15 protein-coding genes are annotated in these 20717 nt (G+C 38.8%); 6 read left to right on the top strand and 9 right to left on the bottom strand.

Annotated elements, in window-relative coordinates; all coding sequences use genetic code 11:
- The first annotated feature begins 3 nt into the window (after window positions 1-3).
- The 5 genes from ACFSAH_RS08375 (at window position 4) to ACFSAH_RS08355 (ending at window position 7949) form a co-directional block, all read left to right on the top strand.
- Complete coding sequence (locus ACFSAH_RS08375; RefSeq protein ID WP_379662268.1) at window positions 4-1794, top strand: RagB/SusD family nutrient uptake outer membrane protein; 1791 nt, start codon at window positions 4-6, stop codon at window positions 1792-1794.
- A gap of 15 nt (window positions 1795-1809) precedes the next feature.
- Window positions 1810-3585 (top strand): BACON domain-containing protein, encoded by a 1776-nt coding sequence (locus ACFSAH_RS08370; RefSeq protein WP_379662267.1) that lies wholly within the window; start codon window positions 1810-1812, stop codon window positions 3583-3585.
- A gap of 83 nt (window positions 3586-3668) precedes the next feature.
- Complete coding sequence (locus ACFSAH_RS08365; RefSeq protein ID WP_379662266.1) at window positions 3669-4844, top strand: hypothetical protein; 1176 nt, start codon at window positions 3669-3671, stop codon at window positions 4842-4844.
- A 114-nt stretch (window positions 4845-4958) separates the two neighbouring features.
- Window positions 4959-6482: a T9SS type A sorting domain-containing protein gene (locus ACFSAH_RS08360; protein WP_379662265.1), complete on the top strand. Its 1524-nt coding sequence runs from the start codon at window positions 4959-4961 to the stop codon at window positions 6480-6482.
- A 219-nt stretch (window positions 6483-6701) separates the two neighbouring features.
- Window positions 6702-7949, top strand: coding sequence for a hypothetical protein (locus tag ACFSAH_RS08355; RefSeq protein WP_379662264.1), 1248 nt, complete (start codon window positions 6702-6704; stop codon window positions 7947-7949).
- A gap of 88 nt (window positions 7950-8037) precedes the next feature.
- On the opposite strand, the gene ACFSAH_RS08350 is transcribed toward ACFSAH_RS08355, so the two are convergent.
- Genes ACFSAH_RS08350 through ACFSAH_RS08330 form a run of 5 tightly spaced genes read right to left on the bottom strand, consistent with a single transcriptional unit; the run spans window position 8038 to window position 13843 of the window.
- Window positions 8038-8640 carry a histidine phosphatase family protein gene (locus tag ACFSAH_RS08350; protein ID WP_379662263.1) on the bottom strand — a complete coding sequence of 201 codons (603 nt, stop codon included), beginning with the start codon at window positions 8638-8640 and terminating at the stop codon, window positions 8038-8040.
- The gene (locus ACFSAH_RS08345) at window positions 8633-10093 is read right to left on the bottom strand and encodes an FGGY-family carbohydrate kinase (protein WP_379662262.1); all 1461 of its coding nucleotides are present in this window, start codon (window positions 10091-10093) and stop codon (window positions 8633-8635) included. The genes ACFSAH_RS08350 and ACFSAH_RS08345 overlap by 8 nt, the downstream gene beginning before the upstream one ends.
- On the bottom strand, window positions 10087-11553 hold the full coding sequence (locus tag ACFSAH_RS08340) for an FGGY-family carbohydrate kinase (protein WP_379662261.1): 1467 nt from the start codon (window positions 11551-11553) through the stop codon (window positions 10087-10089). Before ACFSAH_RS08340 ends, ACFSAH_RS08345 begins: the two co-directional genes overlap by 7 nt.
- Window positions 11554-11563: 10 nt before the next feature.
- Window positions 11564-12538, bottom strand: a complete 975-nt coding sequence (locus tag ACFSAH_RS08335) for an NAD(P)-dependent oxidoreductase (RefSeq protein WP_379662260.1) — start codon at window positions 12536-12538, stop codon at window positions 11564-11566.
- Window positions 12539-12592: 54 nt separating this feature from the next.
- Window positions 12593-13843 carry an MFS transporter gene (locus ACFSAH_RS08330; protein WP_379662259.1) on the bottom strand — a complete coding sequence of 417 codons (1251 nt, stop codon included), beginning with the start codon at window positions 13841-13843 and terminating at the stop codon, window positions 12593-12595.
- Between the two features lie 220 nt (window positions 13844-14063).
- Between ACFSAH_RS08330 and ACFSAH_RS08325 the strand changes: the two genes are divergently transcribed.
- Window positions 14064-15605 carry a calcineurin-like phosphoesterase C-terminal domain-containing protein gene (locus ACFSAH_RS08325; RefSeq protein WP_379662258.1) on the top strand — a complete coding sequence of 514 codons (1542 nt, stop codon included), beginning with the start codon at window positions 14064-14066 and terminating at the stop codon, window positions 15603-15605.
- Between the two features lie 463 nt (window positions 15606-16068).
- Here ACFSAH_RS08325 and ACFSAH_RS08320 read toward each other — a convergent pair whose 3' ends face one another.
- From ACFSAH_RS08320 to ACFSAH_RS08305, 4 genes are all read right to left on the bottom strand, one after another.
- On the bottom strand, window positions 16069-16986 hold the full coding sequence (locus ACFSAH_RS08320; RefSeq protein ID WP_379662257.1) for an endonuclease/exonuclease/phosphatase family protein: 918 nt from the start codon (window positions 16984-16986) through the stop codon (window positions 16069-16071).
- A 77-nt stretch (window positions 16987-17063) separates the two neighbouring features.
- The gene (locus tag ACFSAH_RS08315) at window positions 17064-18458 is read right to left on the bottom strand and encodes an FAD-dependent oxidoreductase (RefSeq protein WP_379662256.1); all 1395 of its coding nucleotides are present in this window, start codon (window positions 18456-18458) and stop codon (window positions 17064-17066) included.
- 77 nt (window positions 18459-18535) lie between these two features.
- Window positions 18536-19357, bottom strand: a complete 822-nt coding sequence (locus tag ACFSAH_RS08310; protein WP_379662255.1) for an endonuclease/exonuclease/phosphatase family protein — start codon at window positions 19355-19357, stop codon at window positions 18536-18538.
- Between the two features lie 57 nt (window positions 19358-19414).
- Window positions 19415-20689, bottom strand: coding sequence for an MFS transporter (locus ACFSAH_RS08305; protein ID WP_379662254.1), 1275 nt, complete (start codon window positions 20687-20689; stop codon window positions 19415-19417).
- Window positions 20690-20717: the final 28 nt, after the last annotated feature.

The following is a 20717-nucleotide window of genomic DNA, read 5'->3' as shown; positions in this document are numbered from 1 at the left end:
GAAATGAAAAAGAACATAGCATTATTATTTATAACATCGGCACTCATTTTCACTTCATGTAAAGATATTCTCGATGAAGAATCGATAAACTCTATTTCAGCAGAAGAATATTTTGATTCCGAAAATGCACTTAAAACCTACACCAATGGTTTTTTAACCAGATATATGCCATCTGTTGCCGATTTAACCCGCGGAGATCAATACAGTGATATATCTGTCACTACACAGACAGAATCTTTCTTAAAAACAGGATATAGCGCATTAGACGCCAACAACTGGACCACTTCTAGCTGGACACAACTGTACAATGTTAACTACTATCTGAAGCGCATGCACGAAGCCGCTCCTTTTGTAAAGAACGATGCGACAATGAAACATTACGAAGGTGTAGGCAGATTTTGGCGCGCATGGTTCTATTGGGATAAAGTCAAAACGTTTGGCGATGTGCCTTGGTACGACGCTACCATAGATCCTAATGACGAAAGTCAACTTTACAAAGGCAGAGATCCCAGGGATTTTGTCATGAGTAAAGTTCTTGAAGATCTGAATTTTGCAGCTCAATACTGCTCCACCGCAGACAAGTTTGTTAACACAAATGTTATTAACGGTTATGTTGCTCTAGCCCTAAAATCCAGAATATGCCTGTACGAAGGTACTTTTAGGAAATATCATAATTTGCCAAACAGCGAGTCATGGCTTAGAGAAGCTATAGCTGCCAGCGAAAAAATCATGAGCAACAGTCCTTACGGATTAATTAATACTGCCGGACAAGAAGCCAAAAATTACAGCCAGATATTCAAAAGCCTAAAGCCTCAGTTCAGAGAAGTTATTTTATCAAACGAGATGAGCCTGGATCTGAACAGGGTACATGATGCCTCCTGGTTTTATGCATCAGGCACTTACGGACAAAGAAACTCGGCGACTAAGGCTTTTATAAATATGTATCTCAAATTAGATGGCTCTCGCTTTACAGATCAAACCAACTATAATAAAATTCAGTTTAAGGATGAATTTACCAACAGAGATTACCGATTGAAACAAACCATCATCACTCCTGAATATAAAAAGAAGGTAGGCGGAACAGAAACCAATGAGTTCTCTAAAGTTTTCCCGGGGTTGGGTTCTCAATTAACTTATTACAGAACCATCAAATGGAACATGGACGACGATGCTTATGAAAGTAATTCTAGCAGTCTAAACTCCCTTTCAGTATTTCGATACGCCGAGATACTGCTAAACTACGCCGAGGCAAAAGCAGAGTTAGGAGAAATGGGTAATGCGGAATGGGACAAAAGCATCCGTTTACTTAGAGAGCGTTCTGGAGTAAACGGAAAAGAGCCTGCTACTGCAGACACTTATCTTTCCAACTATTACGATGGTCTTTCAGACAAATGGATCTTGGAAATAAGACGGGAAAGAGCCATAGAAATGTTTATGGAAAACCTAAGAAGGGACGATTTGATGAGGTGGAAAATGGGACATAAACTTATTGTAGAAATGGCCGGCATCTACATTCCTGAAGTCGGTAAACCCTTCGACCTGAATGGTGATGGCAAAAATGATATTTGTTTCTACTCTACCAGCATCCCTCGTCCATCTGCAACAGAAAGTTCAGTTACCTATGTTCAGATTACGGCAAATCCGGGAGATGCAGCAACGACCTTCGGTATCGACTCCGACAACTGCCTGGTGTATAGACTGGAAAGAGTGTGGGAAGACAGGAGATATCTACACCCTATACCACAAGTAGCAAGAAACAATAATCCTAACCTTGGACAAAATCCAGACTGGTAATTAAAAAACAGCGTTATGAAAAAATCAAATAAAATATACGCATTACTTATACTGACAATGACATTAATAACCGTGTCTTGTTCAAAAAAAGATGTACCACTGTTTCTGAAAAGAAACAGTGATGCCATGAACTTCAGTTATCTGAATACCACCAAAGACCTGACCATACTTTCCAACGGAAAATGGAAAGTCACAAGTCAAAACGACTGGATCAATCTGGATCCGGCCGAAGGAACAGGCGATGGAAAGACAGAACAGATCATTAAAGTAACCGTAAAACAGAATACAGACGATGCCAGATCCGGAGAAATCTTCCTTGAAAATGACATCAAAAGTTTTTCTATAAACATTGCACAAGAAGAAGGGCATCTGGTTTTAAATAAACCTGTTATGGCATCATCCTTTATTATCAACGAAGAACTAATTGGACAAAGAATTCAAATACCTTATATAAAAGGAGCTACAACCGATAAAGCAACCGTTACAGCCTCCTTACAAGGCCCTGGCTCTGCAGGATTAACTGTTGAAGACCTTTATGACTTTGAATTAAATGCAGGAGAAGATTTTATTCCGGTTGTAATCAAAGGAACTCCCACTGCCGTCGGTGAAATTCAGGTAACCTTACACCTTGAAATACCTTCCCGTTCAATCGTAGAAGACTTAATTGTAAAAAGCCGTACAAAATTAGAAGACAATGGTCTGGACCCTTTAGAAAGTCCAACAGTTACAGTAGTACAACTACTACCAAGATTAGCTGTATTGGATTGGGGCAAATATACCAAAGGTTCTGGTATTTCCAGAAAGTTTGAACTTGAGCTGGCAACCTCACAATATGGTAGCGCAATCCGAAGATATGCCAACCAAACAGACTGGTTAAATTCCACCAGTATAGGAACAGGAAGTTATTTCTTTGACCACAACAGGTTTGTTTTTGCCGATCTGGAACCCGGTACTGCTTACTGGTTCAGAATAGTACATAAAACCATTAATACTCAGAACTTAGATTCAGACATAAGCTATTTCCAGTTCACTACACCTGCAGAAGATGTTTTGGGTCCAAACGTTATTTTATATAAAGACTTTGATGACTTCTGGTGGGGAGGTTCACCAATTTATCAGGCATTTGGTGTTCAACCAACAGAAGCCCAAATTCAGGCGAGTCTAAACCCTAAGTCGTCCACTGCAAAATCTACAGATTATCGTACCATGTCCTGGAACAACAACATAGGCAGTACATTTGATGGAAACCTAGGCCCGGCTAAAGCTCCTTTACTATACAACGCTTATTGGGACGGAGCTAAATATGGTTCTAATTTCACATCAAGTAGTTATGCCGGCTGGCATGGAGCAAATGCCTTTGCCGCTTCAGGATGTATGCGTTTAGCTACAGCATCAGCTCAAGGTTACCTTAAAACTCCGAAACTGGAAGAAATAACCGGAACAGCAGACATTCTGGTAACTGTAAATACCGCAGCTTACTACGAACCTTATCATAGCTGGGGAGAAGATGTTTTAAGACACTACATTATTGTTGAGGGAGACGGAACGATTACAGATGGCGGACCAACATTATCATCAACTGATAATAACAAACAGATTATTGTGCAATGTGCTTCTAATGTGAGTTCAACCACAAAAGGACCACTTTACAATACCAATAGAACAACAACACATAAGGTGAAAATTTCCGGAGCAACCTCCAATACTAGGATAGTGATTAAAACATTACCATATTCTGGTTCAGACCATTACAGGATATGGTTGGATGATATCAAAATAACAAAAGAATAAAATAGAATGAGGTATCTGTTGAGTCAATATAAAACTTACCGGATACCTCTTTACCCTTTATTGAATATTTAGAATTTGAGAACATGAACATGCCTAATTATTTAGTTAAAATAGCGACAGGAGCAGCCCTGAGCATATTAATTGCCTGCGGTAAAAAAGGAGAAGACACTCCCTCTCCTAGACCTCAGCCAGAACCTGCAAAAACATCAACCACAGGAATCAATACGTTTTCCGATAACAACATTCACAGCATAAACACCTCTTTATTGAGTAATAATGCTATGCAGGGATTTAATTTTGATTCAGACGGATCAATCTGGTACACGCAATCTGCAGAATCGTCCACCAAACATCAGATCAACCTTGTCAAAGCCGCTCCTAATAAATCAAAAAGTATCATGACTGCCAATACAGATTACATGAAACTGCACTACTTTGGACATGCAACAAATACTGCTATTGAAGAAATGGGCAACGACAGATATTTATGGATTGGAGCTTATGCCTCTGCCAATGCCGAAGGTGCTTATTGGGGAGACAAGGTTGTTGGCCGCGTAAAATATGTGAAAGGAAAAACAGTTAAGACAAACGAATGTGAAGAATATTATTACGTAGGGTCTTCATTTACCGAACTACATCCTTCCATTGATGCAGAAAATGATTTGTTAACCATCAACTACAATGACCCGGCAAATTCACAATACAGGTGTTTTGTAGTTTACAAGTTAAGCGATGCAAAAAAAGCCGCTATGACCAACATCAATATCACCTGTACAAATGGCTTCGAGACCAATAATCCAAACTCTCAAACTACAAAAACTTATACGGTATATTGTCGGGATTTAACTACATTAACCCCTATAGCCAGACCTAAATTCAGAAAAACAGGTTACGGGGCAGCAGGAGCAACGTATTACGACTGGCAAGGTTATGATGTACATAAAGACAGACTCTATTATTTTGAAGGTCAATCAAACTACAACCTGGTAGGTTCTTTTTTTACAGATGATGTATCACAATCCTATGTTACCATATTTGATTTTAATGGAAATATTGTAGAAGAAAGAACACAGGTTGCGTTCATTTCTGATAGAAAGAAACTAGCCGAAATTGGTGTTACTCAATTAGGAGCAATGGAAGCCGAAGGCATTAAAGTTCACAAAGGAAAACTTTATTTAGGCTATACTTCCAGAGGTTACACACAAGAAGATACCAAGCACTATCAGAATATTTTCGTATTCGATAAATCTTCTAAATAACTTTTAAAACAAACAACAGCTAAAGAGCTACTCGATTTAATCGTAGCTCTTTAGATCTCTTCCAGAAACTGAAACCCTTTACAAAAAAAATTCACCCTAAAACTTTAAAACAATATGAAAAAAATATCTACACTACTCTTTTTTTACCTGGCTCTTGCAATACAATCAAAAAGCCAGATCATCGTTACAGGCCTGATGTACGACCCCGCAGGATATGACGCAGAAACAAGAGGATGGACACAAACTGGTGTTAATTACACCAATAAAGGTGGTTTTGAGTATGTACAACTCAGAGCAACCCAAGCTATTGATTTTAGCACAACCCCTTATGCTGTAATATTTTGTCGAAACAGTTCAACAACCACAACCAGTCTTCAAAACGGATGGGTAGCAGGAGGAGACAGAACAGTTAAAGTTAATCTAACCAGCGGATCGGTTGCCAAAGGAGAATTCTTTTATGTTGGCGGTGCCGAAAAAGTTATAGGTGGCTATACAGGTAGCAATGCCGGCTTTATTTTATCTACCGATATTAGCGATGCTGTTTGGTTTCCTGTTGCTTACGCACAATTCACAAATGACGCCCCAACAGCTGCCAATGCAGTTACCAACAGCATTGTGGTAGGCGATGATGGTATAGGTAATTCCACCAATGGTCTGTTGCACAATAGCATGGCCGAACCTAGTGGAGTCGCTGTATTTTCAGGGACTGTTGTTGATAAAAATACATCCCCGATTGACGCTATTTTTTATTGTGGTACCGGTACAAGTGGCACTACAACCATTGATGCTTCTATAGGTATAAACTATGTATACAACTCAACAGATGATTGGGGTTATAAAATGCCCGATAACGATTGGTATAGCTCGTCGCTTTTGTTTGGGCAAGGAACAAATACAACTGCAATGGTGAGATATGAGACTACCGACCAAAGTTATTTTATGAAATTGGGGGGAAACTACAATACACAAACTCAGCAATGGGATATTCCTCGTTCTGCTTCCTACGTACAGGTAGCTATCAAAACAGGTGGCCCCGCCAATATGAAAATCGGCACAAGAGCCATGATTGAAACTAATAATGGCGTTACTACACTACCTGTAGAATTGGTTGATTTTAATGCAAAAGCAAACTACAACACCATTCAGCTAAGCTGGATAACAGCATCCGAAAAGAATAATCTTCGTTTTGACATATTAAAATCAACGGATGGTATTACCTTTAATAAAATAGACGAAATAGCAGGTCATGGCACTACCCAAACTCCACAGCAATACAGCACTGTAGATAATAATCCTGCAAAAGAAATCAATTACTACCAGTTAAGACAAGTAGATACAGACGGAAAAACATCTTTATCTAAAGTTATTGCTGTAAAAACAGATTTAGCAGCCGCAACTTTCGCTGTAAATTATACAAATAATAATATTACGATACTTTTTGAGAATTCAAAAAAAGAAACACCGGCAAACATCAACCTTACTGATATAACAGGACGTAGCATCCTAGCTTTTAAACAGAATATAACGACAGGCATAAACAACATATCTTTTAATGTTCCCTACCTGCCATCAGGAATCTATGTAGTTTCTCTGGTGACTGAAAACTCAAAACATGCAGCAAAAATACAAGTGAGGTAAAGAAAATCCACACTCTCTTGTGATAGGAAATCTAAAATATCCGGGATGAACAATTAAGCATCATCCCGGTAAATATAGTCCCCTCCGTAACATTCTATTTACTCCCGCAAAAAATAAAAGAAACATAAACACATTTCGTTTTAATCATAAATTAGTTTCGTTTTTTGTTTTAACCTATTTATTTGTATTATTGTCTTAACTATCTTCAAAAGATACATCATGATAAAATATTTCGAAACTGAGAAATTATTGTCTCTCAATTACAAATTCAAACACATGAACATCAAAAACTGTCTGACAATACTTTTTGTTATTTTCATAACTGCTGCAAGCCATGCTTTCCAGAAAAAACAAAAGCCTGGCGACAACAGCACACAAGAGCTTATTAATAAGCTTCCCCGTCAAATCTACTGGGAAGAAGGCAAATTTCACGTACAGGGTGTTGTGGTCGATACGCAACGCGGATATGTGTATTTTTCCTTTACCACAAGCTTAGTCAAAACAAACCTGAAAGGCGAGATTATAGGAAGTGTCGACGGGTTTGTAGGCCATTTAGGTTGCCTGGATGTAAACCCTGAAGACGGACGTATTTATGCTTCGCTGGAATATAAAAACGACAAAATAGGCAAGGGGATTTTAAAAGGACTTGGAGACGAGTCAAAACAGATCCAGCAAAGCTCTTTTCATATAGCCATTATTGACGGCGATAAAATTACCCGTCAGGGTATGGATGCTGAAAAGGATAACATCGTCAATACAGTATATATAAAAGAAGCCGTTGACGATTATCTGGCAACGGTAACCAATAAAAGCAAACAAGTAGAACACCGCTATGGCTGCAGCGGTATAGACGGTGTTGCTTTTGGTCCGCAGTTTGGCAAGAAAAAAGATGGTAAACTCTTCTTAAAGGTTGCTTATGGTGTCTACGGAGAAACATCCCGCAGCGATAATGATTACCAGGTTATCTTACAATACGACGCCAATACACTTAAACAATATGAAAGACCGCTTTCGCAAAGCAACTTTAGCTTGGCTGGACCAGAAAAACCACTAAATAAATATTTTGTATACACTGGGAATACCTCTTATGGCATACAAAACATGGAATACGATAGCAATACCGGCTATTGGTTTGCTGCTGTGTATAAAGGAAAAAAACAAGAATTTCCCAACTACAGCCTGTTCGCCATAGATGGAGCCAAAAAACCAGCACTAAAAGAGCTAAAAGGTTTCGATGAAAAAGAAAAAGGACAAGTCTTACAATTAGCTAAAGCCGGTATGCATGACGAAAAAAGTGGTGTATATGGCTGGAATTTCAAATGGGGAGCTACCGGTATCCATTCTTTAGGTAACGGTTATTTTTATATCTCACAAAATGGTGTAACTAAAAGTAAAAAGCAGTATTGCAAACTCCAGTTATATCGCTGGACCGGACAGGAATCCAATCCGTTTGAAGAAGTAAAATAGGATAGGGTATATCAGAGTTTATTTCTTACCGGACAACCATCAAAAAAGCAGACAAGTTTCTTAATCCTTGTCTGCTTTTTTTTGTAAACTAACCGCTGCAATTCAACTTATGCAGGACCAATTCACCAGCTCCTTCTAAAGTTACCAGAGAAAGCACTGAATTTTGCATAGCAATTTTTCTATAATTTCTTAGCGACATCCCTAATTTATATGCCAGATAAAGTCGGTTTACCCCATTATGAGCCACCACCATAATATTTGATCCGGCAGGATATTTATTGAGCAGTTCCTTAAAAAAGTCATCCACTCTTTCCACCACCTCCTTTCCCGTTTCTCCAGTTTCTCCTGCCCGGGAAACAAAAGGATCTTCATCCCAACTCTCCCAAACCCCTGCATTTTCAGCCACAAATTGTTCCCTTGTCTTCCCTTCCCACAAACCAAAATCCACCTCAATCAATCTTTCGTCTGTAATTACTTCCTCTTTACCACTGGCAATTTGAGCGGTTAGCTTCGCCCGCTGCAAGGTTGATGAATATACAGCATCAAAACAAATGTCTTTTACCTGACTGCATACTTTTTTCGCCTGCTCGTAGCCTTTCTCTGTCAGACCAATATCCGTTCTCCCACAATAACGATTTCCATCGGCATTATACAAAGTTTCTCCGTGTCGGAGGATATATATATTAAGCATTGTTTAATTCTTCTTTTTTGATGTAGCCCTTATCCTCTAAAAGTGACAAAAAGCGTTGAAAATTCTGATTATACTGTTCCGACAGCCCCGGTTCTGGACAAACTTCTTTTTCTATCTGCGTAAGCTGTTTTACCGCTTCAGTAATATCTTTAAAAAATGTACGGGAAGCCGATAAAATAGCCGCTCCAAATGCCCCTGTAATATGTTTCATCTTATAAACCGGAACGTTAAGCACATTACTCCTGATCTTTAACCAGGCATCACTATTGCTAGCTCCTCCTGCAGTAAAAACGGCCTTAACTTTTTCACCCGAAAGCTCCTGGATAACCTGATAAGCATAACGTTCTATATAAGCCACTCCTTCTATATTTGCCAGAAAACGCTCTTCATAACTAAGTCTTTCTTGTTCAAAACCTTCCGCTTCGGGTGCAACAAACGGAAATCGTTCTCCATGTTGTCTTAAAGGATAAGACAAGTTAGCCCCCGGTAAATGTTTATCAGCATATTCATTTAATAGCTCCAAGTCCTTACCAAATTCGTTGGTTACCCAATCTGCTCCCGTATTACTTGCTCCTCCCGGCATCCAAAAACCCAATTGATGACGGTGGCTATAAATCCTTCCCAACGGGTCTTTAATTTCTCTTTCGGTAACTCCCTTAACCACCAAGGTAGTACCAATAGTTGTATTCCATTCTCCCGGGTTTATAGCTCCTGCTGCTATTTGCGAGGCACAACCATCCGTTATTCCCGCCACTACTTTTATGGTATTCGGCAAGTTATAGTTTGCTGCAAAAGCAGGATCTATAGTTCCGATAACTTCTCCGGAAGCAACCACCTCGGGCAGCCACTCTTTTTTTATCGGAAGCTCCTGATAGATATATGATGGCCAAGAATAATTTAAAATATCGTAACCAGATTTAAAAGCATTGGTATAATCTGTAACTGCCCAGACACCACTAATTTTCCCTGTAATAAAATCGGCTGCATGAATCCATTTATGGATCAGGCTGGCTTTTTCGGGATAAGATTCGCTATACCATACCATTTTTGCCAGACCCGTAGAAAAACTGAATGCCGTAAAATTCTGATTGGCTTTTTCCGCAGCCTCTTTACATCTCTGCCCCTGTGGAGCCGAGCGCTTATCACTATACATAATAGCATGATGCAGCGGTTTCCAGTCTTTATCCATAGGAATTACTGTGCCGGAAGTAGAAGTTACCCCCATACTTACAATGCGGCTCCGATCAAAATCATGAGGCAATGCCTTGAGCATTTTATCAAAAGATTCATTAAAAGCTTCTTCCCACAACTGTGTCGATTGTTCTTCGCGGGAAGAATCGTCTAATACAAAGCTTTTTTCTCCAACAGCAATCAGATTTCCTTTTTCATCTATAAGATTGACTCTTGCTCCCTGCGTACCAATATCTACACCAATAAAAAAGGCTTTTAACATATCACATTCTTTTCTGTAAACACTTCTTTTAAATCACTTCTTAACGCTTTCCATTTAAAATAAGCCAATTGAGCAGCTTCCTGGTTTTCTGGCAAAACTTCTATAATTGCAGTTTCTGCACTAGACGTTAAACCAAGCGCTTCCGCACAAACTACCGCTCCGCCTGCAACTGATGCGTGCATATACCCCTCTCTTAAAAGAACTTTTTTATTCAGCAAAGCAGCAACATACCTGGAGAGGATTAAGCTTTGCAAACCACCTCCACAAGCCCATACATAATCTTTTTTATAATCTACCAGCCTGTTCAGCGTATCGTAATTTTCCTTAATCGAACAGGCAATATCGATCAGTGCCGATTTTATAAACGATGACCTTTTAAGCTCATGAGATACCGGAGTACTAAACACGAAACCACCCCGGTTTAACTGAACTTCATCATCTGCTATTAAAGATCCCAAAGAAGCCATACAGTCTAATTCTAGATCTTCCATCACCTCTTTTTCAAGAATATCATAACCTTCGTTAGGGTAAAAAATCTCTTTCAGTCTTTGCAGGTTCAACCCGGTTACACCTGCGTTGGCTTCTAACACAAACTCTCCATTATTGATATGCCTGCCTGTCCAGGTTTTTTGCTTATCATCAACAATATAATCGTCAACAATCATAGTTACAGGTGTAGTAGTTCCTGAAACCACTACAATATCCCCTAATCCCGGACGAGTACTTTTCATAGCTAATTGGGTATCGGCTCCGCCAACAAAAACAGGAACATGACCAGATAAACCTAAAACACTCGCCACTTCCGGCAATACATTACCCAACAGCGCACCCGAATCGTGAAGGTTGGGTAAGAGTTTCTCATCTATACCAAACAAACCACAAAGTTCGGGGTTCCAGTTTTTTTGAGCGACATCATAAAGCTGTGTTTCCGATGCTTGCGAATGTTCATAACCAACCACACCGGTGAGTTTGTATTGAGCCCAATCACTGATACTCATAAACGCTGACAGCTTTTCATAAATTTCAGGGCGTTTCTTCTGTATCCCCACCAATTTCATGGCAGAGAATAAAGAACCAGGATACCTTCCTGTCAATTGGTATATTTTATCATGATTCCGGATAATATTTTCAAACTCACGTCCCCGATGATCATGATTAGGCAAACCAATCAATGATTTTCCACTTCCGTCTACAAGCACAATCCCTTCTCTTTGACTGGAGGTCGTTATAGCTATTACTTCGGCGTTCGAAAAAGGACTCAACACTTTTTTACCTAAACTCAGGATCTGCTGCCATAACTGCTCAGGATCAAAATTTAAGGCATCAGGATATAACAAATCTTTTTCATATTGGACATTGTCTCGCTCTACAGCCAACACCTCTCCATTCAATGCTGTTATTGCCACCCGTACATTTCCCGTACCGATGTCAACAATCATAAACAATTGTTTTTTTGACATAGCTAATTTCTTAATGGTTAGACAATATCGTTGTTTGCTTTTGTTTTACCCAAGCCAGCAATTGTTTATTTAATATAACTACATGATGGTCTTCTACCTCAAAAGTTGCCCCGGCAGTATGCGGTGTAGCCAATACGTTAGGCATATCTATTAACTTATAATCCAATGCATCTGGTGGCTCATGGTCAAATACATCTAAAATGGCTCCCTTTATTTTGTTATTTTCCAGGGCATCAATCAAATCCTCTCTTTTTACAACTACAGCTCGCGCCGTATTTACAAAAATAGCTGTAGGTTTCATCAACGAGATCAGTTTCTCATCAATCATCCTCTCGGTATTAGCATTGACCGGAAGATGTATCGAAACAATATCCGAAGAAGCAAACACATCTTCTAAACTTGTTTTTTCATATTCAGGGTCGTAATTATCCAAAAAAGGATCATAAAATTTAATCTTTACTGGAAAGTTCTTTACCAAATTGGCAATGGTTTGCCCTACGGCACCAAAACCAACCATACCAATAGTTTTTCCGGCAAGCTCCAATCCTTTAAATTCGAGATAAGATGTATGCGCGCCCTCATCCCACTTTCTGCTTTTTAACCAGATAGAGCTTTCAATAGTTTTTCTGTACAGGTTAATAACATTGGCAATAAACATTTCTGCTACTGCCTGTGCATTTCTTGCCGGTGTATGAAATACGGGTATATTCAACTGTTTTGCTGTTTCTAAAGCAACGTTAGATGGCGTTCCCCTGCAAACACCAATAAATGCCAGCTGTGGATTTGCCGAAATTACTTTTCCGGTAACATGGTCATGTTCGGTAATCAATGCTTCCGCTCCACTTTCAGACAATAAGGCCAGAAGTTCTTCTTCATTGTACGCCCTACCAATATTCTTCCAGGGTTTATAAACTATCTCTCCAAAGTTACGTTCCAATTCCTCGCGCCCAGTTTCGTTATAAGGCGCCGTTATCAATATTCTCATCTCCTCTTCTTTTTGTGTTCAAATACTAAATCTTCTATAAATATTAATTAATCATTACAGTTTATTTTCAGGCAGCTTTACAAAACCCGTCAGAACAGCACTTAAAAAATAGAGTCCCGCTAAAATCCAAATCACTCCGGCTGTACCCAGATGCCCTATAAACAATCCAACAATGGCTGGTCCTAAAAAAACGGATAAACCGGCACCCAGATTTAAAACAGACATTGCCGCCCCTTTATCTTTCTCTACTAATGAAGGAACTAAAGCAGATAATGGCACATAGCCCGCCAGAAGCGCACCCCATAAAACCCCACTTAGCATCACCAACCAAAAATTGTTCCCAAACAAAACAGGAGAGTAGTAAAATAAAAGAGTGCTTATAGCACAACCAAAGCCACCAAACCATGCTATTGTTTTTTGCCACCCCAGACGGTCACCGACAAATCCGAAAATCAGGTTAAAGGCAATATTTGCACTAAAAATTGTACCCCATATCTGCAACCACTCCTGAGTAGTAAAACCATATAAAGCCATATACATGGGTATAAATACAGGAAAAGCAAACTGTGCAGTAGTATTTATAGCCCGTATTACTCCTCCTATAAGCACCTTAGGCTCTTCTTTCATAATAGTAATCCCCTTTAACAGCTCTGTTATCACAGACGTTCTATTCGAAAGGGAAGGAGAACTTTTCTTAAAACTCCCCTTATTAAGTACCAGTGTAAAGAAAGCACCTAAAGAAACCCAGAATATGGAACTCCATAAAGTATTTATATAACCTAATCGTTCAATCGCCCAACTTGAATAATAGGCACCAAAAACATTTAAACCTCCCGTAAACACAAACCAGAACCACCCTACAGCTCTACCCAGCATATTCTTCGGACTCTCATAAGTTATCCAAACCAAAAAGGAATAGGCAAATAAAGGATAACCCAACCCCCGCATAGCATAAGAAACCAACATAAGTTCAAAGTTCAATGTCCTCATTCCATAACCTACAAAACCAACAGTGCTGACAACAAAAAGAAGGAACCCGAAAAACATAGTCTTTTTAGGGGTAAAAATCTCCGAAAGCACTCCAGACAGCCATGACGAAAGCGCAATTGTAAATCCATAAACAGTAAACAGTAAAGCCGAGTACTGCACACTCAAGCCTTTCTCTACCAGGTAAGGACTCAACCAACCTTGTTCCACACCGTCTCCCATCATAAAAACAAGTATGCCTAAATATCCCCAACGGAGATTTTTAGGTATTCCTGTCTTTTCAAACACCCGGTTATCTCTAATACTCCCCTCGTTCATAACCTAGATTTAAAATTGGTTTAACATCTTCTTCAACAAACTTACAAACACAAAACAATTTAACAAAATTAAATTAAATAAACTTTAAAAAACTGTAAAAAAATATTTTTGATTTAAATTAACTTATAAAATTCACTACATTTATCTAAAATAGCGTAACGGTTTTTAACAAATCTTTCAGAAAGGACCTTTACTTACCATCATTAAACTAAAAACGGAAATGAAAAGAAAAACAAGATTAATTATCATTTTATGCTTTCTCTTTCTGGCCTGTAAAAAAGAGAGCCCTAAAAACGAAAACAACGAGTACAACCCTCTACCAGAAGAAGAGTTCATCCAACTATCCGGAGACAATAATACTTATGGAAAAATTTCTGACACAGATAACAAACCTGTTAGCGGGGTTATAGTGAGCGACGGCTATACCTCTGTACAAACCGATGCAAAAGGAACTTATCAATTTAAAAGAAACACCAATGCCAGATTTGTATTCTACTCAACCCCCAGTAATTACGAAATTAACACGGAAAGTAACGAAACAAAGATTCCCTCTTTTCACAAAAGAGTCGATGTAGACAACAACAAGATCTTCAGGGCAGATTTCTCTTTAAAAAAACTGGAACAACCAGAGAACAACTTTACCCTAATCTGTATTGGCGATCCGCAGACAGGAAGCACTGCAGAAGTAAACCGTTTTAAAAATGAAACTATAGCAGACATTAAACAAACATTAAACAGCATTAACACCCCTGTTTTGGGCTTATCTATGGGAGATGTAGTAGCAGACAAAGACGATCTTTTACTGCCCATGAAATCTTTACTGGGAAGTATGGAGATGCCTGTTTTTACAACCATAGGAAACCATGATAAATTTACCAGGACCGGAGGCATAAAGGATGGCAACCTCTTCAGCGATAATTATGGCCCTTTAAATTATTCTTTCAATTATGGCGATGTACATTTTATATGCTTAGACAATGTTAAATTTAGCGATTCTGAAAATTACACCTACCACATTTCTGATGAGCAAATTACATGGATAACCAGCGATTTGAAGTTTGTGCCTAAGCAAAAAATGATTATTATATTTTACCACATCCCCATCAGGAATAGTAATTTCACTAACAAAACTGCTTTATTTAACCTTTTTAAAGATTATAAAGAGGTTCATTTAATGTCAGGACATACCCATTACAATCAAAACTATATTCACACCTCTCCTAAAAACATGTACGAACATATTCATGCTGCAGCATGCGGAGCCTGGTGGAAATCGACAATTAACGGAGACGGAACCCCAAATGGATATGCCGTATATAACATCAATGGACCTACTATAGATAATTGGTATTACAAATCGGTGAATTACGACAAAAGTTTCCAGTTAAGACTACATTGGGGAAATGCTTCTTTTGGTGGTGAATACGGAAACTTCGGATATGGACTATCTAACAAAACATTAATTGCTAATGTGTGGAACGCTGATCCCGACTGGAAAATTGAAGTCTACGAAAACGGAATTAAAAGCGGAAACATGACACTTAATACCAGCCTAAACAAAGACGCCTGGTCTTTAGGATACCATTTGGGAATCTTAAACCGAAACCCAACTAACTACACCACAACAACAATGCATCTTTATAGCTATACGCTCAACAACCCTAATGCCACTGTAAAGGTTATAGCTACAGATCGTTTTGGAAACATTTATGAACAGGATAAAATAACCACAGATTTATTGGCTGCTATATCTTATCAATAAACAGCATTTAACGCTCAATAACAAGCAAAAAATAAAAATTCAAACATCCAGATCGCAGCAGGATTAGCTATCATCTGGATGTTTTTTTTTATAAACTGATACTAGTATAAAGATTCGACGTTGTGAATGATTAAACAGAGTTAAAAACTCTAATTTATTAACCGATCTGGAGTGACGCTATTCACTATACTCACAGGCAGAGGTTCCAGCTCCTGTAAAATCCTTTAATCCGTGACTCAGATATTGACATTGCACCTAGTCGACAAAAGAAAGTTATTAACAACAGCTGTTTTCATAAAAAAAGAGGCTGTCTCAAATAAGAAAACTTGTCATTTCGATGAGTACGGCGAAGAAAAGCTTTCTTCCTAAGTATTCCTGAAACAGATCCCTCGACTTTCTCGGGACAACAAGGTTCTTCTGAGACAACCTCTAACCAACAACTATTATACTTAATAAATAGTATCTAAAGAAGAATTTCTGCAGAAACGAAATAGTGATCGCTTGGATATACTCCACGCACATTATCTTTAATAATAGCTGCAGACAAAGGCTTTACACCTGGTGTTCCGAAGATAAAATCTATCTTCTTCCCTTTATCTTTCTTCTCGTAATTCTCTCCCTTAAACATATGCACAGTAAATCCCGGCTCAGCCTCACCATGTAAGGCTGTATATGTATCAGTCCAATCATAGCTTTTAACCGTTGTATAAACCGGATTAGAAGCCCCTGCATTAAAATCACCTGTTAATATTTGCGGAAAATCTACAGGATATTGCTTTGCATATTCCAAAACCATTTTAACCTGCTCCACTTTGGCCTTCTGACTCTTATGATCTAAATGCAGATTTGATATTCTGAATTCCTTTTTTGACATCTTATCATACAAACGAACCCAGTTTACATGTCTTGCTCTTGCAGATTCCCAGGAAAGACTTCCTGCTACAAGCGGAGTTTCTGAAAGCCAAAAACTTCCGGCATCCAATAATTCATATCTCTTTTTAGAGAAAAAAATCGGGTTTTTAGCAATACCGTGATAACCCTCTTTAAACTTATCCATTTCAGGCCCTTCAAATCCGAACGACTGAAAATCAGGGAAAGCTTTTTTAAGATCGTCATTTTGGATCCTCAAAACTTCTTGCAGACAAAAAACATCAGGTTTTTGATTTTTTATTATCTGAATACATCCAAATTTTCTTGTACTCCAACCCACGCCATTCTTTTCATCATCATCTAATGCCACCCTAATATTACAACATAGAATTTTATGCGACAACTTACCACTTTTATTTTTCTCTGCCCCCAATACCAGATTCGGCATAAAAGCAACACCTCCCACCATGGCAACACCTCTTATAAAGGACCTTCTATTTGATTTTATCATATCAGCTATGTTTTAAAAGGAATAATTATTAGGATTAGCAAATAATTCACCCCTGTTTATAATGAGTATTTTACACCTTACACCGATTGCTCTACCGGATTTAAATACGCCCCTTTTTCTAATAATTCCCCTCTGAGCTCTTCAACATTAACCTGAGACGGTTTAATGCCTTTTCTAACAGCAATTTTAGCTGCCCTTCCAGCCGCTTCACCCATAGCCATACACGGTGCCATTACTCTAATTGCAGACATAGCCTCATGTGTTGTTGAAATACATCTTCCTGCTACAATAAGATTTTCTATTTTTTCGGGAATTAACGAACGATAAGGAATATCATAACAGTCTCCACACCATTCCAGAGTACACCCTCCACCTTGCGGATGGTGAATATCCAAAGGATAACTGGCTACAGCGATGGCGTCATCAAAGCGACCACAGCTTAAAATATCCTGGGCTGTCATTACATATTTACCCACAATACGACGCGTTTCACGTATCCCCAGGAACGGAGCCATCTTGGTAAAATGCGCATCTTTAAAACCAGGCACATAGGCTATCAGGTATTTCTGTATTTCTTCTATTTGTCGTCTGCCTTCCATTTCTCCAAAAGACAAACTCTCCGGGTTAGTACCATCAACACCGTTTATCCTCGACATATTTACCCACACTTCCCCCTCTCTTAATCCCGTTATCAGGATGGTTCTTTCTACCGGCAAATCATACCCTTCATCTCTGGCTTTCTGCATCAGGCTTCTCAAACCAACCACAATAAACTGATTATTCTGTCCAAAATATTCTGCCGGAATAAAATCTGTAAGATAGGTTCGGGGCTCCTCAGCAATACTCATTCTCAGTTTTTCAGTATCCACACCTCCCATACAAAACATTAATGTTGGTGGTTGCGCCCCTCCATCTTCATTTCCCTGTTCACACTCAACCCCTGCTCTATACGCAACATCCGCATCTCCTGTACAGTCAATAACCGTTTTCGCTAAAATAACCTCCCTACCTGATTTACTCTCTATAATCACCCCTTTTATCTCGTTGCCTTCCATCACCACTCCGGCACTAAATACATACAGCAACACATCTACACCACTTTCTTGCAACATTTCCAGACCTACGTTTTTTACTGCTTCCGGCTCTACCAAAGTAAGGGACATGTGTAAAGGACATGGCCTGTGTTCGCTGGCTGCATCTTTTTCCTTAAGCCTGTCTATAAATTTCTGAGGTATACCTTTAATGATCTGGTTCCCTTTTTGGCCTAAAAAACCCAGAATAGGCAAACCAATCGTCATATTTCCTCCCACAAAACTTCTGCTATCAATTAGCGTTACCTTTAAACCATCTTCGGCAGCAGCTTGTGCAGCAATAATTCCGGAAGGACCGCCTCCAACCACTAATACATCTACTTCCATTCTTACCGGAATCTCCCTTGCCGGTTCAGAAATGCTTGCTTTTTTATTTATCATCTTTAAAAATTATATATGCTCATTTATTGCAGAGTCGTGGTAAACATCACCAAATAAACACACCTGCCTGTAAAACCTTATTCTTTATATTTAATATCTGAAATAACCGGATTATGATCAGAAGCTTGAGTTTCATCATTTACAATCTCATATTTTATCACTTTAAATATACTTTCTGCTTTTTTATTGAGTGTGATATGATCTATAATTACCGGACAGTCCTCAATACATCCAATTTTAAACTGCTGTTGCAATAAATCTATACTCTCACTTCCCTGCCTTGCATTAAAATCTCCACCAAGTACTATAGGTGCATTAAGTTGTTCATTAATTTCAAATAATCCTTTTATCTGACGAAGCCTGTTATCGTCTCTTGACTCATCTAAATGAGTAGAAGCAAAATAAATCATGTTATTATCTTCGGTCTTAATTCCTACATAAGCAAGAGAGCGGCTTTCTCCCGTAAAGCCTATCACATTAGGCAAAATACGTCCTCCCTGTTTAAATAAAGAGAATTTAGATAAAATCGCATTGCCATATTCACCTTCTTTATAGTTTATAGCTTTCGTGAAATAAGAATACATATTACAACGGATACCTAAATCCTTTGCCTGGTCTAAAGAAACACCTGATCGGGTTGTATTTACATCTACTTCCTGAAGAAACACAATATCTGGTTGCTCCTTATTAATAACCGCAGCAATTGCTTCCATATCAATTACTCCTACTTTTGCAGGAGGGTTAGCATGATGTATATTGTAAGTCATTACCCTAATAGTTTGCCCTGTTTTTATAACAGTTTCAGCAGCGGGATTTTCTGGCGGATCATTTTTATTTGCTTTGCTACAAGCTGCAATAAGTATCCAAACCCCAAAACACATTAAACTTTTAAAACCCATATTTTTTCTTTTAATTTCAATAAAGTACGTAACTCGGATTAGCAATAACAGCTAACACTATTGATCTTTTAATAATAATTCCCCGGCCAAACCTTTCTTTTCATCTGGGGTCTCTTTCTTAACCATTGTCCATAATATTAAAACGGCAATAGGATGTAAAAATGCCATAGCTATAAAAATTTTATCCGTCCCTATAGTCCCCATAAACTGCCCTACAAAATAGTTAAACAGCACAGCGCCTACAGCACCAAAGCCTCCAGCTATACCCAATACACTAGCCACATTTTTCACAGGAAAAGCCTCCGCTATTACCACACTAATAGTAAACAACCAGCTCAAACAAGCCACTGCAACCAGACTAAAAATCAACAAGGTAGCATAGGCATTAGATACATAAGGCGTTAGAATACACAAAGGAGCCAGTATGGCGATAAGACTTAGCATAATTTTCCTGGCTTTTAATGGTTCTTTTCCTTTTCTCACCATGTAATCAGACCAGGCCGATGTTCCAATTGCTCCTACATCCGCAACCAGGAAAGGGATCCAACCAAACATCCCCACCTGAGCCAGCGATAATCCAGACTCCTCCTGCAAATATCCCGGAAGCCAGAACAAACAAAAATACCAAACCGGATCACTCACAAAACGAATAGCTAAAATACCCCACAAGCTTTTGGTTTTCCATAACTGTCCCCATGAGAAAGCAACAGTATTTTCTGGTTTAGATACTCCCGAAGCCTCAGCAGCAATATAAGCTGGCGGATCTTGATAAATAAAAACCCATAACAATGCTATTAAAAGCCCAACGCAACCTGCAACAATAAAAACAGTATGCCAATTATAAGTTATTGCCAACCATGCAACCAAGGGCGGTGCTATAATAGCCCCGATAGAACTTCCGGCAACACACAGACTATTGGCCGTAGCTCTTAACTTACCTGAAAACCAAATAGTAACCACCTTTAACTGAGCAGGAAAATTTGTAGGTTCAGCCAATCCCAACAATGCCCTAAAGGAGGTAAACTGAGTAAATGTCCGGGACAGCCCCCCGCCAAAACAAGCCAAAGACCACCCCAGGATACCAAAAAACATCACCTTTTTTGCCCCAAACTTATCTACCAACCAGCCAGAAACAGGATACATTAAGGCATAACAAATGGTAAAAATATTGATTACAATAGCATAACCCGCATCATCCAAATCGAATTCCTTTTTAAGAACAGGTTTTAATATGGACACGATCTGACGATCGTAATAATTAAAAACGATAGCAAGGAATATGATAAAAATAATTAACCACCTGCGCCTCTCTGGAATTAAAAATGATGACATCGTGCAAATTTTAAGTTTATATTGATAT

It is taken from the genome of Pseudopedobacter beijingensis (assembly GCF_042678145.1).
In the GTDB taxonomy this organism is placed as follows: Bacteria; Bacteroidota; Bacteroidia; order Sphingobacteriales; family Sphingobacteriaceae; genus Pseudopedobacter; species Pseudopedobacter beijingensis.
Note: the sequence above shows the minus strand (reverse complement) of the source record. Positions and strands in the feature narration are given on the sequence as shown.

Bases quoted from the DNA above. Each gene is read 5' to 3' on its own strand.
- ACFSAH_RS08340 (WP_379662261.1), bottom strand. From the start codon at position 11,553: ATGTCAAAAAAACAATTGTTTATGATTGTTGACATCGGTACGGGAAAT.
- ACFSAH_RS08370 (WP_379662267.1), top strand. From the start codon at position 1,810: ATGAAAAAATCAAATAAAATATACGCATTACTTATACTGACAATGACA.
- ACFSAH_RS08355 (WP_379662264.1), top strand. From the start codon at position 6,702: ATGATAAAATATTTCGAAACTGAGAAATTATTGTCTCTCAATTACAAA.
- ACFSAH_RS08375 (WP_379662268.1), top strand. From the start codon at position 4: ATGAAAAAGAACATAGCATTATTATTTATAACATCGGCACTCATTTTC.
- ACFSAH_RS08305 (WP_379662254.1), bottom strand. From the start codon at position 20,689: ATGTCATCATTTTTAATTCCAGAGAGGCGCAGGTGGTTAATTATTTTT.
- ACFSAH_RS08325 (WP_379662258.1), top strand. From the start codon at position 14,064: ATGAAAAGAAAAACAAGATTAATTATCATTTTATGCTTTCTCTTTCTG.
- ACFSAH_RS08345 (WP_379662262.1), bottom strand. From the start codon at position 10,093: ATGTTAAAAGCCTTTTTTATTGGTGTAGATATTGGTACGCAGGGAGCA.
- ACFSAH_RS08320 (WP_379662257.1), bottom strand. From the start codon at position 16,986: ATGATAAAATCAAATAGAAGGTCCTTTATAAGAGGTGTTGCCATGGTG.
- ACFSAH_RS08360 (WP_379662265.1), top strand. From the start codon at position 4,959: ATGAAAAAAATATCTACACTACTCTTTTTTTACCTGGCTCTTGCAATA.
- ACFSAH_RS08365 (WP_379662266.1), top strand. From the start codon at position 3,669: ATGAACATGCCTAATTATTTAGTTAAAATAGCGACAGGAGCAGCCCTG.
- ACFSAH_RS08315 (WP_379662256.1), bottom strand. From the start codon at position 18,458: ATGATAAATAAAAAAGCAAGCATTTCTGAACCGGCAAGGGAGATTCCG.
- ACFSAH_RS08350 (WP_379662263.1), bottom strand. From the start codon at position 8,640: ATGCTTAATATATATATCCTCCGACACGGAGAAACTTTGTATAATGCC.
- ACFSAH_RS08335 (WP_379662260.1), bottom strand. From the start codon at position 12,538: ATGAGAATATTGATAACGGCGCCTTATAACGAAACTGGGCGCGAGGAA.
- ACFSAH_RS08310 (WP_379662255.1), bottom strand. From the start codon at position 19,357: ATGGGTTTTAAAAGTTTAATGTGTTTTGGGGTTTGGATACTTATTGCA.
- ACFSAH_RS08330 (WP_379662259.1), bottom strand. From the start codon at position 13,843: ATGAACGAGGGGAGTATTAGAGATAACCGGGTGTTTGAAAAGACAGGA.